At 64.8% G+C, this 14,772-nt stretch carries 12 protein-coding genes; 3 read left to right on the top strand and 9 right to left on the bottom strand.

Going from position 1 to position 14,772, the window contains the following annotated elements:
* Positions 1-24: 24 nt before the first annotated feature.
* From phaC (H3H45_RS02960) to H3H45_RS02920, 9 genes are all read right to left on the bottom strand, one after another.
* Complete coding sequence (gene phaC / locus H3H45_RS02960) at positions 25-1,707, bottom strand: class II poly(R)-hydroxyalkanoic acid synthase (RefSeq protein ID WP_182832252.1); 1,683 nt, start codon at positions 1,705-1,707, stop codon at positions 25-27.
* 156 nt (positions 1,708-1,863) lie between these two features.
* Positions 1,864-2,721, bottom strand: a complete 858-nt coding sequence (phaZ, locus tag H3H45_RS02955; protein ID WP_182832251.1) for a poly(3-hydroxyalkanoate) depolymerase — start codon at positions 2,719-2,721, stop codon at positions 1,864-1,866.
* Between the two features lie 200 nt (positions 2,722-2,921).
* Positions 2,922-4,601: a class II poly(R)-hydroxyalkanoic acid synthase gene (gene phaC, locus H3H45_RS02950; protein ID WP_182832250.1), complete on the bottom strand. Its 1,680-nt coding sequence runs from the start codon at positions 4,599-4,601 to the stop codon at positions 2,922-2,924.
* A 270-nt stretch (positions 4,602-4,871) separates the two neighbouring features.
* Complete coding sequence (locus tag H3H45_RS02945) at positions 4,872-5,243, bottom strand: gamma-butyrobetaine hydroxylase-like domain-containing protein (RefSeq protein ID WP_182832249.1); 372 nt, start codon at positions 5,241-5,243, stop codon at positions 4,872-4,874.
* Positions 5,244-5,298: 55 nt separating this feature from the next.
* The gene (gene hslU, locus H3H45_RS02940) at positions 5,299-6,639 is read right to left on the bottom strand and encodes an HslU--HslV peptidase ATPase subunit (RefSeq protein ID WP_182832248.1); all 1,341 of its coding nucleotides are present in this window, start codon (positions 6,637-6,639) and stop codon (positions 5,299-5,301) included.
* 27 nt (positions 6,640-6,666) lie between these two features.
* Positions 6,667-7,197 carry an ATP-dependent protease subunit HslV gene (gene hslV / locus H3H45_RS02935; protein WP_068824557.1) on the bottom strand — a complete coding sequence of 177 codons (531 nt, stop codon included), beginning with the start codon at positions 7,195-7,197 and terminating at the stop codon, positions 6,667-6,669.
* A 96-nt stretch (positions 7,198-7,293) separates the two neighbouring features.
* Entirely contained in the window at positions 7,294-7,983 is a 690-nt protein-coding gene (locus H3H45_RS02930; protein WP_182832247.1) for an SPOR domain-containing protein, read from the bottom strand.
* The gene (argS, locus tag H3H45_RS02925; protein WP_182832246.1) at positions 7,984-9,723 is read right to left on the bottom strand and encodes an arginine--tRNA ligase; all 1,740 of its coding nucleotides are present in this window, start codon (positions 9,721-9,723) and stop codon (positions 7,984-7,986) included. It abuts the gene before it with no gap.
* A 148-nt stretch (positions 9,724-9,871) separates the two neighbouring features.
* On the bottom strand, positions 9,872-12,091 hold the full coding sequence (locus H3H45_RS02920; RefSeq protein ID WP_182832245.1) for a primosomal protein N': 2,220 nt from the start codon (positions 12,089-12,091) through the stop codon (positions 9,872-9,874).
* 160 nt (positions 12,092-12,251) lie between these two features.
* On the opposite strand from H3H45_RS02920, the gene rpmE reads away from it, so the two are divergent.
* Genes rpmE through H3H45_RS02905 form a run of 3 tightly spaced genes read left to right on the top strand, consistent with a single transcriptional unit; the run spans position 12,252 to position 14,727 of the window.
* Positions 12,252-12,464, top strand: a complete 213-nt coding sequence (gene rpmE / locus H3H45_RS02915; protein ID WP_182832244.1) for a 50S ribosomal protein L31 — start codon at positions 12,252-12,254, stop codon at positions 12,462-12,464.
* Between the two features lie 26 nt (positions 12,465-12,490).
* The gene (locus tag H3H45_RS02910) at positions 12,491-13,291 is read left to right on the top strand and encodes a thermonuclease family protein (RefSeq protein WP_182832243.1); all 801 of its coding nucleotides are present in this window, start codon (positions 12,491-12,493) and stop codon (positions 13,289-13,291) included.
* 2 nt (positions 13,292-13,293) lie between these two features.
* Positions 13,294-14,727: a M48 family metalloprotease gene (locus tag H3H45_RS02905; protein WP_456237032.1), complete on the top strand. Its 1,434-nt coding sequence runs from the start codon at positions 13,294-13,296 to the stop codon at positions 14,725-14,727.
* Positions 14,728-14,772: the final 45 nt, after the last annotated feature.

Below are 14,772 nucleotides of genomic sequence, written 5' to 3'. Positions count from 1 at the left end.
CCGGCCAGTCGTTTTCATTGTGCTTCAGCGTATATGCACATAGGTGCCGGGCGCGGCTTCCATGGCGGGATATTTGCTGTTGCCGATGGCGACCTGAGTCTCGCGCCGCTCGCCCGAACGCTGCTGAATCCACTCCAGCCACTCGGGCCACCAGCTGCCCTCGCGCTTCTTCGCGTCGTAGTACCAGGCGCGATGGTCGGAGCTTAGCTTGCCGTTTTCCATGAAGGTGGCTTTGGGGTTGCCTGGCGGGTTGAGGATGCTCTGGATATGCCCGCTGTTGGACAGCACAAAGCGGCTGTTGCCGCCCAGCAGCAAGGCCGAGCGATACACCGACTCCCAGGGCGTGATGTGGTCGTTGATGCCGGCCACGCTGAAGCTGTCCAGAGTGACCTTGCTCATGTCGATGGGTGTGCCGCAGATTTCCATGGCACCGCTGCGGGTCAGCGGGTTGTGCTTGAACAGCTCCAGCAGGTCGCCGTGCAGGGCCGCTGGCAGGCGCGTGTTGTCGTTGTTCCAGAACAGGATGTCGAACGCCGGTGGCTCCTTGCCGAGCAGGTAGTTGTTGACCCAGTAGTTCCATATCAGGTCATTGGGGCGCATCCAGGCGAACACCCGGGCCATGTCGCGGCCATCCAGCACGCCGCTCTGGTAGGAGCGGCGCTTGGCCGATTCGAGGGTCTGCTCGTCGGCGAACAGCATCGCCGGGCTGTCGACCTGGCTGTCCAGCAGGCTAACCAGGTAGGTGGCGCAGCCAATCTTGCGCAGCTGTTTCTTGGCTTGCAGGTGGCCTTGCAGGGCGGCGATGGTCAGGCCGCCGGCGCAGGCGCCGATCAGGTTGACTTCCTTGCTGCCGGTAATCGCGCGGCATACTTCGCTGGCTTCTTCGAGTGCCTGCACGTAGCTCGACAGGCCCCACTCGCGATGGCGCGCGTCGGGGTTGCGCCAGCTGATGGCGAAGGTCTGCAGGTCATTCTTCAGGCAGTACTGGATGAAGCTCTTTTCCGGACTGAGATCGAAAATGTAGTACTTGTTGATCTGCGGCGGGACGATCAGCAGCGGCGTGGCGAACTGTTTTTCGCTCATCGGCTTGTAGTGGATCAGCTCCAGCATTTCACTGCGGAACACCACGGCGCCGGTGGTGGTGGCCAGGTTGCGGCCGACCTCGAAGGCCTGCTTGCTGACCTGGCTGGGCAGCCCACTGTTGTGCAGCAGGTCGTCGAGCATATGCCGTGCACCGCGCAGTACGCTGCTGCCACCGGTATTGAACAGCTCCTTGATCGCCTGCGGATTGAGCAGGCTATTGGAGGGGGCGATGGCGTCGTTGAGCAGCGAGAATAGAAAGTGCGCGCGGGTGCGGTCATCCGGTGACAGGTCGCTCTCGTCGATCCACGCCTTGAGTTGTTTCTGCCAGGTCAGGTAGGCCTGCAGGCTGCGGCTGTAGAACGGGTTGAGCTGCCAGGTCGGATCGCTGAAGCGGGCGTCCTGCGGGTTGGGTTTGTGCAGTGTGTCGCCCAGCATCACGCGGCCGAGTTGTTTGCCGAAGGCCAGTGCATGGCGGGCGCTGTGCACAGGCTGGCGCAAGCCCTGAAAAGCCAGGGTGCGCAGGGTGGAAAACAGATCACGGCCGCGCAGGCCAACCATGGCACTCTGCGCGTTCATGAAGTTGGCGGGTACCGGCAGGGATCCCGGTGCAGTCTTTTCACGCATGGGGCAGGCTCCGTCGTCAAACTGTCACGCTAATGACAGCAAGGCTTGTACCAAGGCGCGCCGGAAGGCATTCCAGACTGCCGCGCTAAAATCCGTTTAGTCCGGCGGGGCCCTGTGTGGGGGCAAGCCTGCCGGGGCAGCACTACAGTTGTGCGATCAGTGACCGCGAATAGGCGTGGGTTGCGGGTGCATCACGGCACGGCGCCGTTCTTCCTCGAGGAACTTCATGATGATCGGCGCCACGGCCTCGGCACGGGTCACCAGGAACAGGTGGCCATCGTCGATGATGTGGAATTCCGAGTTGGGGATGCGCCACGCCAGCAGGCGCATGTTGACCAGCGGGATCAGCGGGTCATCATCGCCGGCCAGTACCAGCGTAGGCTGCTTGATTCGATGTAGCCAATGGATGCTGGTCCAGCCGAGGCCGGCAAACAGCTGCCAGTAGTAACCCATCTTGCCGCCCGAGCGGACCTTGCTGGCGTGCGCCAGGGCCAATTTGGGGTCGCGGCGGAAGGCGCCGCCGTAGATGTCCGGCGCGATGTGCACACCATACGACGGCTGGATATAGCGGCGCGGGCTGGCCATGCGCCAGAGCACCTTGGGCTTGCCCGGCACCATCACGGCGCCGGCAGAGGTGGCGGCGAGCACCAGTTTCTTGCAGCGCTCGGGATAGTCGTGGGCAAACTGCTGCGCCAGTGCGCCACCCCAGGACACGCCGATGGCATTGACCTGGCCGTAGTCCAGGTAATCAAGCATGCGTGCGGCCAGCTTGGCCAGGCCGGGAAAGCGGTAAGGCGTGTTGGGTGTCGACGAGCCGCCAACGCCGGGGACGTCGAAGGCGATGACTTCCAGCTCCGGGTCGAGGGCCTGGACAAAAGGCATGACCAACTCGAGGTTGGCACCAATGCCGTTGAAGATCAGCAGCGGTGTGAGCTTGCTGTTGCCGGGACGAACCGCCGTGCGGATGGTCTGGCCATCCAGTTCGATGGTGCGGAATGCGAAAGGTTGCGGCATGCGCTGAGCCCTATGGTTTGATCCGTGGCGAGCCGACATCCAAAGCGGCTCTCCAGTGACCCACCGGGAGGGTGGGCAGGCACTGCTCCGGCCATATGGCGCCGGAGCGGTGAGCGGCACTTCCGAGTGCCGCGGGCAGTACTGCGCAAGGTGCAGCGGTGCAAATGGTGCGGTTGCGGGTTATGGCGTGCAGCAAATGCTTAGCGCTCGTGTACGTAAGTGCCGGGAGCCGCCTCACCAGGCTGATAGGCCTTGTTGCCGAGGCTGGTCGGCGACTTCTTCAGTTTGCCCGAGCGATCGGCCAGCCAGGTCTGCCAGTACAGCCACCAGGAGTCGGCATGCTTGGTCGCGCTGGCCTGCCAGGCGCGCGGATCAAGCGGCATCTCGGTGTTGGTCATGTAGCGCGCTTTGGGGTTGCCTGGCGGGTTGAGAATGCTCTGGATATGCCCGCTGTTGGACAGCACGAAGTCGACCTTGCCGCCGAACAGGTGCGCCGACTTGTAGCAGGCGTCCCACGGGGTGATGTGGTCGGTGGTACCGGCCAGGCAGAACAGATCGCAGGTGACCTGCTTGAGGTCAATCGGCGTGCCGCAGACTTCCAGCGCACCGGCACGGGTCAGCGGGTTGGTCTTGAACATCTCGATGAATTCGCCGTGCAGTGCGGCCGGCAGGCGGGTGGTGTCGTTGTTCCAGTAGAGGATGTCGAACACCGGCGGCTCGTTGCCAAGCAGGTAGTTGTTGACCCAGTAGTTCCAGATCAGGTCGTTCGGGCGCATCCAGGCGAACACCTTGGCCATGTCGCTGCCTTCCAGTACGCCGGACTGATAGGAGCGGCGCTTGGCGGCCTCGAGGGTTTTCTCGTCGGCGAACAGGGCGACCTGGGTGTCCAGTTTGGTGTCGAGCACGCTGACCAGCAGGGTCAGGGCATGTACTTTCTGGTCGCCGATGGCGGCGTAGTGGCCGAGCAGGGAAGCGGTGGTCAGGCCGCCGGAGCAGGCGCCGAGCATGTTCAGGTCCTTGCTGCCGGTGATCGCCAGAACCACCTCGATGGCTTCCTTGAGCGCCTCGATGTAGGTCGACAGGCCCCACTCACGCTGCGCCTTGGTCGGGTTGCGCCAGCTGACCACGAAGGTCTGGATGCCGTTGCGCAGGAGGAAGCGGGCGACGCTCTTTTCCTGCGACAGGTCGAACACGTAGTACTTGTTGATCTGTGGCGGTACCACCAGCAGCGGGCGTTCCTGCACCTGCTCGGTGATCGGCTTGTACTGGATCAGTTCCAGCAGGTCATTGCGGAACACCACGGCGCCATCGCTGGTGGCGAGGTTCTTGCCGACTTCGAAGGCATCCATGTTGACCTGGCTGGGCATGCCACCGTTGTGCACGATGTCCTTGGCCAGGTGCGACAGGCCGTCGAGCAGGCTCTTGCCGCCGGTCTCGAAGAAGCGCTTGACCGCGGCCGGGTTGGCCATGCTGTTGGTCGGCGCCATGGCTTCGGTCAGCAGATTGATGACGAAGTGACCGCGACTGGTGTCCTGCTCGGTGAGGTTGCTGTCCTCGATCCACTCGTGCAATTCCTTGCGCCAGGCCAGGTAGGTCTGCAGGTAGCGGCGGTACAGCGGGTTCTGGCTCCAGGCCGGGTCGGCGAAACGACGGTCGCCTTCCTCGGGGGTCAGTTCCGATTGTCCGAGCAGAACGTTCTTCAGTTCGAAGACGAAATGGGTGGCATGTTTGGCGCTGTGGAAGGGTTGCTTCAGTGCTTGGGCCAGCACCATACGGGCAGAGCTCAGGATGTCCTTGCCACGCAAGCCAATCACCGGGTTGAGACCCAAGGTGCTTTCCGAGGCCTGCTGCTTCAAATCTTCGTTGTTCTTGTTGGTCATCTTCTACGACGCTCCATTGTCCTGAGACGAATACCTGCACGCTGACACAGGGCGAGGGGCTGGTACTGCTCGGGTTACCGGTTGCGGAGGTTCTCCGCGATTTCTCAACATCTGGCTTTGCCAAATGCATGGAACTTGCCAGTTCCTTGGTTACCCGAGTTTCCGCTTTTGCGCAAGTTCGCGAATCCTGATTGCACAGCGCGCGGCAGTATGCCCGGGTGCATTAGAAAGTGCGCCCTAACCATTAAGGCAATATTGCGCGGGGCCGATCTAGAGCATCAGCTTGACGATGGACTCGTTCGGGTCGCGACTTTTTCCGGCTTTGGCCAGTTGCGCGAGGTAGTCGGCCCAGAGCTCGTCGCGGCGGGTCGCCAGTTGATAAAGATAGTCCCAGGTGAACAATCCGCTGTCATGGCCGTCGTCGAAGCACAGTTTCAGTGCGTAGTTGCCGGCTGGCTCCAGGCTGTTCAGGCCGACGTGGAGCTTGCCGGTTTGCAGGATGGGTTTGCCGTGGCCTTGCACTTCGGCCGAGGGCGAGTGCACGCGGAGGAATTCGGCGCTGAGGGTATAGCTCTGCGCGTCGTACTGCAGCTCGAGGGTCTTCGACGCCTTGTGCAGTTTGATCGCGGTGGGCATGCGCATGACGGGGCTTCCGAGTGGCGGGTGGATAACGCTGGGCATTATCCACCCGCTGCCGTCAGAGGATATAGCGCGACAGGTCTTCGTTCTGCGCCAGCTCGCCGAGGTGGCTGTTGACGTAGGCGGCGTCGATGCGGATCGGTTCCCCGTTCTGCTGGCCGGCCAGGTCACCGGCGCTGAAGGAGACTTCCTCGAGCAGGCGTTCGAGCAGAGTGTGCAGGCGACGTGCGCCGATGTTCTCGGTCTTCTCGTTGACCTGCCAGGCGATCTCGGCGATGCGCTTGATACCGTCCTGGAGGAACTCGATCTGCAGGCCTTCGGTATTCAACAGCGCGGTGTACTGCTCGGTCAGCGCCGCATGCGGCTCGGTGAGGATGCGCTCGAAGTCCTGCGGCGAGAGGGCCTTGAGCTCGACGCGGATCGGCAGGCGGCCCTGCAGCTCGGGCACCAGGTCGCTCGGCTTGCTCAGGTGGAAGGCGCCGGAGGCGATGAACAGGATGTGGTCGGTCTTGACCATGCCCAGCTTGGTGTTGACCGTGCAGCCTTCGATCAGCGGCAGCAGGTCGCGCTGCACGCCTTCGCGCGAGACATCGGCGCCGCCGACATTGCCGCGTTTGGCGACCTTGTCGATTTCGTCGATGAACACGATGCCGTTCTGTTCCACCGCTTCCAGGGCCTTGGCCTTGAGCTCTTCCTCGTTGACCAGGCGCGCGGCTTCCTCGTCGCGCACCAGCTTGAGGGCCTCCTTGACCTTGAGCTTGCGGCTCTTCTTCTTGCCCTTGCCGAGGTTGGCGAACAGGCTTTGCAGCTGGTTGGTCATCTCCTCCATGCCGGGCGGGGTCATGATCTCGACGCCGGCCGCTTGCTCGGCGACCTCGATGTCGATTTCCTTGTCGTCCAGCTGGCCTTCGCGCAGGCGTTTGCGGAACAGCTGGCGCGTGTTGGAGTCCTGGCTCGGCGCCGGGTCTTCGTTGAAACCGGTGCGCGCCGGCGGCAGCAGGGCATCGAGGATACGTTCCTCGGCGGCGTCTTCGGCGCGGTGCTGGACGCGGACGATTTCCTGTTCGCGCAGCAGCTTGATGGCGGCGTCGGCGAGGTCGCGGATGATCGACTCGACATCGCGGCCGACATAGCCGACCTCGGTGAACTTGGTCGCTTCCACCTTGATGAACGGTGCGTTGGCCAGCTTGGCCAGGCGGCGGGCTATCTCGGTCTTGCCGACGCCGGTGGGGCCGATCATCAGGATGTTCTTCGGCGTGACTTCCTGGCGCAGCTCGGCTGGCAGCTGCATGCGCCGCCAGCGGTTGCGCAGGGCGATGGCCACGGCGCGCTTGGCGTCGTCCTGGCCGATGATGTGGCGGTTGAGCTCGGAAACGATCTCGCGGGGCGTCATGGACATGCAGCGTTACTCCAGCGGAAGCCGCGCTTATTCAGCGCAGTCTTCTTCTTCGATAGTCAGGTTTTGATTGGTGAAGACACAGATGGAGCCGGCAATGTTCAATGCGGTTTCGGTGATTTCACGGGCGGACAGTTCGGTTTTCTGCAGCAGGGCCATGGCCGCGGCCTGGGCGAAGCCGCCGCCGGAGCCCATGGCGATCAGGCCGTGCTCGGGTTCGACCACGTCACCGTTGCCGGTGATGATCAGCGAGGCGTCCTTGTTGGCCACCGCCAGCATGGCTTCCAGGCGGCTCAGGCTGCGGTCGGTACGCCAGTCCTTGGCCAGTTCGACGGCGGCACGCACCAGGTGGCCCTGGTGTTTCTCCAGCTGGCCTTCGAAGCGCTCGAACAGGGTGAAGGCGTCGGCGGTGGCGCCGGCGAAACCGGCCAGCACCTGGCCGTGATAGAGGCGGCGGACTTTCTTGGCATTGCCTTTCATCACGGTATTGCCGAGCGATACCTGGCCGTCGCCGCCCATGACGACTTTGCCGTTGCGGCGCACTGAAACGATGGTGGTCAAGGGGAGAGTCTCCACACAGCGGGGCGAAGTTGCCCGAATGGAGATCAGATGGGGTGGCCGGCCCGGCTTTTCAACCGGGCGGTCACAAATCGCGGATTAGCGGCTCTGTCGCTGTTGTAGCAAGAGATTGCTGAAGCCACTGCCAGCCAGCTGTTTCTGCGCACTGGCCAGCTGCTCGCGGTTGGCGTAGGGGCCGACCAGGACGCGGTACCAGGTTTCCTCACGCACGGTGCCGGACTCTACCTGCACGTTCTGACCAAGCAGGATGATCTGCGCGCGCACCTTGTCGGCATCGTCCTGCTTGCGGAAGGAACCGGCCTGGAGGAAGAACAGGGTCCTGGCCGGCGCCTTGGCGATGACTGGCGGTGGCGGCGGGGTCTGGCCATTGAGCAGGGCTTCGGCGCGGGCGGCGTCGATTTTCGCTGCTTCTTCCGGGGTGACCGGTTTGCTTTCGGCGGCCTGTTTTTCGGTCGGCAGGGCCTCCGGCGGCACGATGACCTCGGATTCCGGCAACAGGGTGTAGAAGTCGTACTTGGGCTTGACCGCTTCCGGCTTGGTTTGTGGCTTGGCCTGAGTCGTGGTCTGCGCGCCGCTCGGGCGCTGGGCGTCTTCGGGTTTGGCGCGCTTGACGTCATCGCGGCCCGGTTCGAGGCTGAACAGGAACACCATGAAGCCGCCTATAACCAGGCCGCAGGCCAGCCACACCCAGCCCGGAACCGGGCTTTTCGCCGGGGCCTGGTAGCGACTGGCGCCGCGTTTGGGTGCCGGTTTTTTCTTCGCCGCCACTTACATGCGCTCCAGAGTGTCCAGGCCGAGCAGCTGCAAGCCCTGCTTGAGGGTACGGCCGGTCAGCGCGGCCAGGCGCAGGCGGCTGTTGCGCACGGCCTCGTCTTCGGCGCTGAGGATCGGGCAGTTCTCGTAGAAGCTGGAGAACAACCCGGCCAGGTCATACAGGTAGGCACACAGCAGATGCGGGGTGCCCTTGTCGGCGATGCCGCCCAGCACATCGGCGAACTGCGCCAGCTTGCCGGCCAGGGCCTGTTCTTGCTCGGCACCCAGGCTGATCTGCCCGCCGATCTCCTCGACGCTCTTGCCCAGCTTGCGGAACACGCTGGCCACGCGGGTGTAGGCGTACAGCAGGTAAGGCGCGGTGTTGCCCTCGAAGCTCAGCATCAGCTCGAAGTTGAAGCTGTAGTCGCTGGTACGGTGCTTGGACAGATCGGCGTATTTCACCGCGCCGACGCCTACGGCACGGGCGATCTGGCGCAGCTCGGCTTCGTCCAGCTCGGGGTTCTTGCCCTTGACCAGGGCGTAGGCGCGTTCTTCGGCTTCGTTGATCAGGTCGACCAGCTTCACCGTGCCGCCGTCGCGGGTCTTGAACGGGCGGCCATCGGCGCCGTTCATGGTGCCGAAGCCCATGTGTTCCAGCTGCATGTCGGCCGGGACGAAGCCGGCCAGGCGCGCGGCGGCGAAGACCATCTGGAAGTGCAAGGCCTGGCGCTGGTCGACGAAGTACAGCACACGGTCGGCTTTCAGTACGTTGGCGCGGTAGCGGGTGGCGGCCAGGTCGGTGGTGGCGTACAGGTAGCCGCCGCCGGCCTTCTGCACGATCAGCGGCAGCGGGTTGCCTTCAGCGTTCTTGAACTCGTCCATGAACACGCACTGGGCGCCGTCGCTTTCGCTGAGCAGGCCCTTGGCCTTGAGGTCGGCGACCACGTTGGCCAGGTCGTCGTTGTAGGCGCTCTCGCCCTTGACGTCGGCCATGCTCAACTTGACGCCGAGGCGGTCGTACAGGGCCTGGCAGTGGCTCAGGGAAATGTCGTTGAAGCGGTGCCACAGGCGCAGGCACTCGGCGTCGCCGGCTTGCAGCTGCACCACCAGCTCGCGGGCGCGGTCGGCGAACTCGGACGACTCGTCGAAGCGCTTCTTCGCCGCGCGGTAGAAGTTTTCCAGGTCGGCCAGCTCGCTTTCGGCGGCGGCCGGGTTTTCCTGCATATAGGCCAGCAGCATGCCGAACTGGGTGCCCCAGTCACCGACGTGGTTCTGCCGGATCACGGTGTCGCCGAGGAACTCCAGCACGCGCGCCACGCCGTCGCCGATGATGGTCGAGCGCAGGTGGCCGACGTGCATTTCCTTGGCCAGGTTGGGCGCCGACAGGTCGACCACCACGCGCTGCGCCGGGCCGGCCTTGCGTACGCCGAGCCTGGCGTCGGCCAGGGCCGCTTCCAGGCGCTGGGCCAGGGCGTCGCTGTTCTGGAAGAAGTTGAGGAAGCCGGGGCCGGCGATGTCGACCTTGCTCAGTTCGGCACTGGCGGGCAGCGCGGCGACCAGCTTCTCGGCCAGCTCGCGCGGCTTCATGCCGGCCGGCTTGGCCAGCATCATGGCGATGTTGCTGGCGAAGTCGCCGTTGCTCTTGTCCTTGGTGTTCTCCACCTGGATCACCGGGCTCAGGCCCTCGGGCAGCACGCCCTCGGCGGTGAGGCGGGTCAGGGCTTGCTGGATCAGGTGGCGAATAGTGTCTTTCATGGTCTGCTCGGTCGGCCGTGGCGGGTCGAAAACTGCGGATTATAGAGGCAGGTAGCAGTTGCAGGCGAGCGCGTAGGGTGCGCCGTGCGCACCGAGGATTGCCAATTGGGGCCTCTGTGCCTGTGGTGCAGCCTGCGTGATGGGCAATCTAGAACAGGTCGATCGGGTCGATATCCAGCGACCAGCGCACCGCACGACCAGCGGGCATTGCTTCGAGAATCGGCAGCCAGGCGGCCAGCAGCTTGTGCAGCGGCACGCGGCTGCCGGACTGCAGCAGCAGCTGGGCACGATGGCGGCCGGCGCGACGCTCCATCGGTGCCGGCACCGGGCCGAGCAGTTCGATGGCGGGCAGGCGCAGTTCCTGTTGCAGTTGCTCGGCGTAGCTGCAGGCTTCGTCGAGGAAGCCTTCGGCCTGGCCCGGCTTGTGCGCTTCGGCGCGCAGCAGGGCGAGGTGGGCAAACGGCGGCAGGCCGGCGCCACGGCGTTCGCTCAGGGCCTGCTCGGCGAAGGCCGGGTAGCCCTGCTCGGTGAGCTGGACCAGCAGCGGGTGGTCGGCCAGATGCGACTGAATGATCACCTTGCCCGGCTCCTCGGCCCGTCCGGCGCGGCCGGCGACCTGGACGATCAGCTGGGCCATGCGCTCGCTGGCACGGAAGTCGGCGGAATACAGGCCGCCGTCGGCATCGAGGATCGCCACCAGGGTCACGCGCGGGAAGTGGTGACCCTTGGCGAGCATCTGCGTGCCGACCAGGATGCACGGCTCGCCACGGCTGATGGTGCTGAACAGCTTGTCCATGCTGCCCTTGCGCGCCGTGGTGTCACGGTCGATGCGCAGCACCGGAATGTCCGGGAAGAGGATGTTCAGGCGTTCCTCGGCGCGCTCGGTGCCGGCGCCGACTGGGCGCAGGTCGACCTTGCCACAGTCCGGGCATTGCCGGGGCGGCCGTTCGGCATGCCCGCAGTGGTGGCAGCGCAGTTCGCCGGAGCGCTGGTGCAGGGTCATCCGTGCATCACAGCGCTGGCACTGGCTGATCCAGCCGCAGTCGTGGCACAGCAGAGTCGGCGCGAAGCCGCGGCGGTTGAGAAACACCAGCACCTGCTGGCCGGCGGCAAGGGTCTGACCGATGGCCTGCTGCAGCGGGCCGGAAATGCCGGAGTCCAGCGGCAGGCTTTTCACGTCAAGGCGCAGGAACCGCGGTGGCTGTGCGCCGCCGGCGCGTTGGTTGAGTTTGAGCAGGGCGTAGCGGCCGGCGTGGGCGTTGTGCAGGCTTTCCAGCGATGGCGTGGCCGAACCGAGGACAATCGGCAGGTTGTCCTGGCGGGCACGCACGAGGGCCAGGTCACGGGCGTGGTAGCGCAGGCCCTCCTGCTGTTTATAAGAAGCGTCGTGTTCCTCGTCGATGATGATCAGTCCCGCATTCTTCAGCGGGGTGAACAGCGCCGAGCGGGTGCCGATTACGATATCCGCCTCGCCGTCGCGCGCCGCCAGCCAGGCGTCCAGGCGCTCGCGGTCGTTGACCCCGGAATGCAGCAGGGCGATCCGTGCATTGAAGCGACGGGCGAAGCGTTCGAGGGTCTGTGGGCCCAGGTTGATCTCCGGGATCAGCACTAGCGCCTGTTTGCCCGCTTGCAGGCATTGATGGATCAGTTGCAGGTAGACCTCGGTCTTGCCGCTGCCGGTGACCCCGTATAGAAGGAAGGCGCCAAAGCCATCCATGCCTGACTGAATGGCAGTGAAGGCGGCGCGCTGCTCGGCATTCAGCGGCAGCTCCGGCTGTGCCAGCCAGCCGCCGTGGCGCACCAGGGGAGCGCTGCGGCGCACTTCGACCTGTACCAGGCCCTTCTCCAGCAGCAGGTCGAGGCTGTCCTTGTTCAGCAGCAGCTTGCTCAGCAGGCTGTGTGCCACGCCATGGGGATGCTGGGCCAGGGTGCGCAGTGCCTCGCGCTGGCGCGGTGCGCGGGCCAGACGCGGGTCATTCAGGTCGGCGCCTGGGGTCGCGTGCCAGAAGCGCTCCTGGCGCGCCTCGGCCGGCTCGCCCTGACGCAGCAACACCGGCAGGGCCCAGCTGAGGGTGTCGCCGAGGCTGTGCTGGTAGTACTGGGCAGTCCACAGGCACAGCTTGAACAGCGCTGCGGGTAGCGGTGTGCGGCGGTCGAGCAGTTCCAGGGCCGGCTTGAGCTTGTCCAACGGCACTTCGCTGTGTTCGACCACCTCGATCAGCACCCCGATCATCTCGCGGCGGCCGAACGGCACGCGCAGGCGCATGCCCGGCTGCAGGGCGCTGCGCGGCACACCGGCGGGAGCGCGGTAGTCGAACAGGCGACGCAGTGGCGAGGGCAGGGCGAGGCGAAGAATGGTGTCGGGCACAGCAGGCTCCCAGTGGACGCGGCGATGCTAACACGGCCACACGTCGCCGAGATTGACCGGTGGCTTGCGCAGATAGCGCGCTCTGGTATGATCCGCGGCCTATTTCCGTGCGGTACTTGGCAACCAGCCAAGTGGCGGCACACCAACCGAGGAAAGTGCGATGAAAGCCGAAATCCATCCCCAGTACGAAGAAGTCACCGCGACCTGCAGCTGCGGCAACGTGATCAAGACCCGTTCCACTCTGTGCAAGTCGCTGAGCCTGGACGTCTGCTCCGAGTGCCACCCGTTCTACACCGGCAAGCAGAAAGTGCTGGACACCGGCGGCCGTATCGATCGCTTCAACCAGCGTTTCGGCGTGTTCGGTACCAAGTAAGTACCCGAGCTGCCACGGGAGACCTGATGGGTTATTCCGCGCTGCTGAAAAAGGCGTCCCTGGTGGGCGCCTTTTTCGTTTCCGTCTTCCTGGTTGCCCCGGCATGGGCGTTCTGTCCCGCGCCAGGCAAGCTGCCGCAGATCAAGGTCGAGCGGGTGGTGGATGGCGACACCCTGCGCCTGACCGATGGCCGCAACGTGCGGCTGATCGGCCTGAATGCGCCCGAACGCGCGCGCGACGGGCGTCCGGCCGAGCCCTTCGCCGAGGCGGCGCGTAAGCGCTTGCAGGCATTGGTGGCAGCCAATGACGGGCGGATCGGCCTGCGCCAGGGTGAGCCGGCGCGTGATCACTACGGGCGTACCCTGGCGCATGTCTATGATGCCGCCGGGCATAATCTGGAGGCGCAATTGCTGGCCGAGGGCCTGGCTTATCTGGTGGCGTTCGCTCCGGATAGCGGACTGGTCGGCTGTCAGCAGGTGGCCGAGCGCCAGGCGCGCAGCGCGCGGCTCGGGCTTTGGCGGCAAACTCAGGTGGTCGCGCCAGAGACGGTCAAGCGCGGCGGCTTCGCTCTGGTGCGTGGGCGCGTAGTGAGTGTGCAGCGTAATCGCGGCGGGCTATGGCTTGAACTCGACGGCCCGTTGGTGCTGCGGGTGGCGCCCAAACTGTTGCGCTACTTTGATGTTGACGCGCTGCAGCGCCTCGACGGGCGTCAGGTCGAAGCGCGCGGCTGGGTGGTTGACCGGGCGCGCAAGGGCGGCGTAAAACCGGGCCAGGCACGCTGGATGTTGTCACTCACCCATGCGGCCATGCTTGAGGTGTTGCCATGATGGTGCGTGTTGCGTTGCTGCTGTTGTTACTGGGCCAATTGGTGGGTTGTGCGGTCAATCCGGCGACCGGGCGCAATGACTTCGTGATGATGAGCGAGCAGCAGGAAATCGAGCTGGGCCAGCGCTACAACGAAGAAATCCGCAAGCAGTACCCGCGCTACGCCGACGAGAAGCTGCAGGCCTACGTGCAGCAAGTGGGTGAACGCGTTGCCCGCTACGGCCATCGCAGCAACCTGAAGTACAGCTTCACGGTGATCGACAGTCCGGACATCAATGCCTTCGCCCTGCCGGGCGGACATATCTACATTCATCGCGGGCTGATGGCCTACCTCAGTTCGGAAGCCGAACTGGCGGCAGTGCTCGGTCATGAAGTTGGCCATGTCACGGCGCGCCACAGTGTGCGCCAGCAAAGCCAATCGACTGCCTGGGGGTTGCTCGGTCAGGCCGTGGCGATCGGCACCGGCGTCGGCGCCGCTGGCGATTTGACCAGTGCCCTGGGCGGCGCTTTTGTCAGCGGCTACGGCCGGGACATGGAGTTGGAGGCCGATGGCCTTGGCGCTCAGTACCTGGCGCGCAGTGGCTATGACCCGCAGGCGATGATCGAAGTGGTCAAGGTGCTCAAGAGTCAGGAGGATTTCGCCCGCGACCAGGCACGGGCCACGGGGCAGGAGGTGCCGGCGGCGGGCTACCACGGCCTATTCGATACCCATCCGGACAACGATACCCGCCTGCGTCAGGTGGTGGCCGCAGCCAGTCCTCTGGCCACCGGGCAGGGTGAAGTCGGCCGGGATGTGTACCTCAAGCACATCGAGGGTATGCCCTTTGGTGATTCGGCTGAGGCCGGTGTGCGCCGCGGTCAGCATTTCTACCATTCGGGTCTGGATTTCACCCTGGCCTTCCCGCCGGGCTGGGAACTGATCAATCGCGCCGATGCGCTGATCGTGCACAGCGCCGATCAGCAGGCGTTCGTGGTCATGAGCCTGGAGCCACTGCCCAAGGCGCTGAGCGCCGAGCAGTACCTGCGGCAGCGGGCTGGGCGCCAGCAGTTGGTGCAGCAGGACAATTTCCGCCAGGCCGGCCTCGATGTCGCGACGGCCGTGGTGCCGGGCACGGCAGCCAAGCGCGTGGCGGTAATCACTCGTGAGCGCCAGGCCTTCCTGTTTATCGGGGCGGTCAAGGGGCATGCCTCCCTGGAGAGCGAGGATGAGCGTTTCCTCGAGGTGGTGCGCAGTTTCCGTCCCCTGCGAGCGCAGGAACGCGCCTTGAGCGAGCCGCGTCGACTGCGCCTGCTGCAGTTCAAAGCGGGCCAGAGTCTGGAGGGGTTGAGCCAGCAGATGAGTGGCGAGGGCGATCAGCTGGTGCGTTTACGCCTGCTCAACGGCCTTTATCCCGAGGGGCAGCCGAGCCCGGGTGACTGGCTGAAGACGGTGCGTTAGGGCGTTGTAGTCCCCGCCGGTCGGCTTGTGGGGTGATGCCTTCTT

Source organism: Aquipseudomonas guryensis (assembly GCF_014164785.1).
In the GTDB taxonomy this organism is placed as follows: domain Bacteria; phylum Pseudomonadota; class Gammaproteobacteria; order Pseudomonadales; family Pseudomonadaceae; genus Aquipseudomonas; species Aquipseudomonas guryensis.
This window is presented reverse-complemented; position numbering and strand designations above follow the sequence as displayed.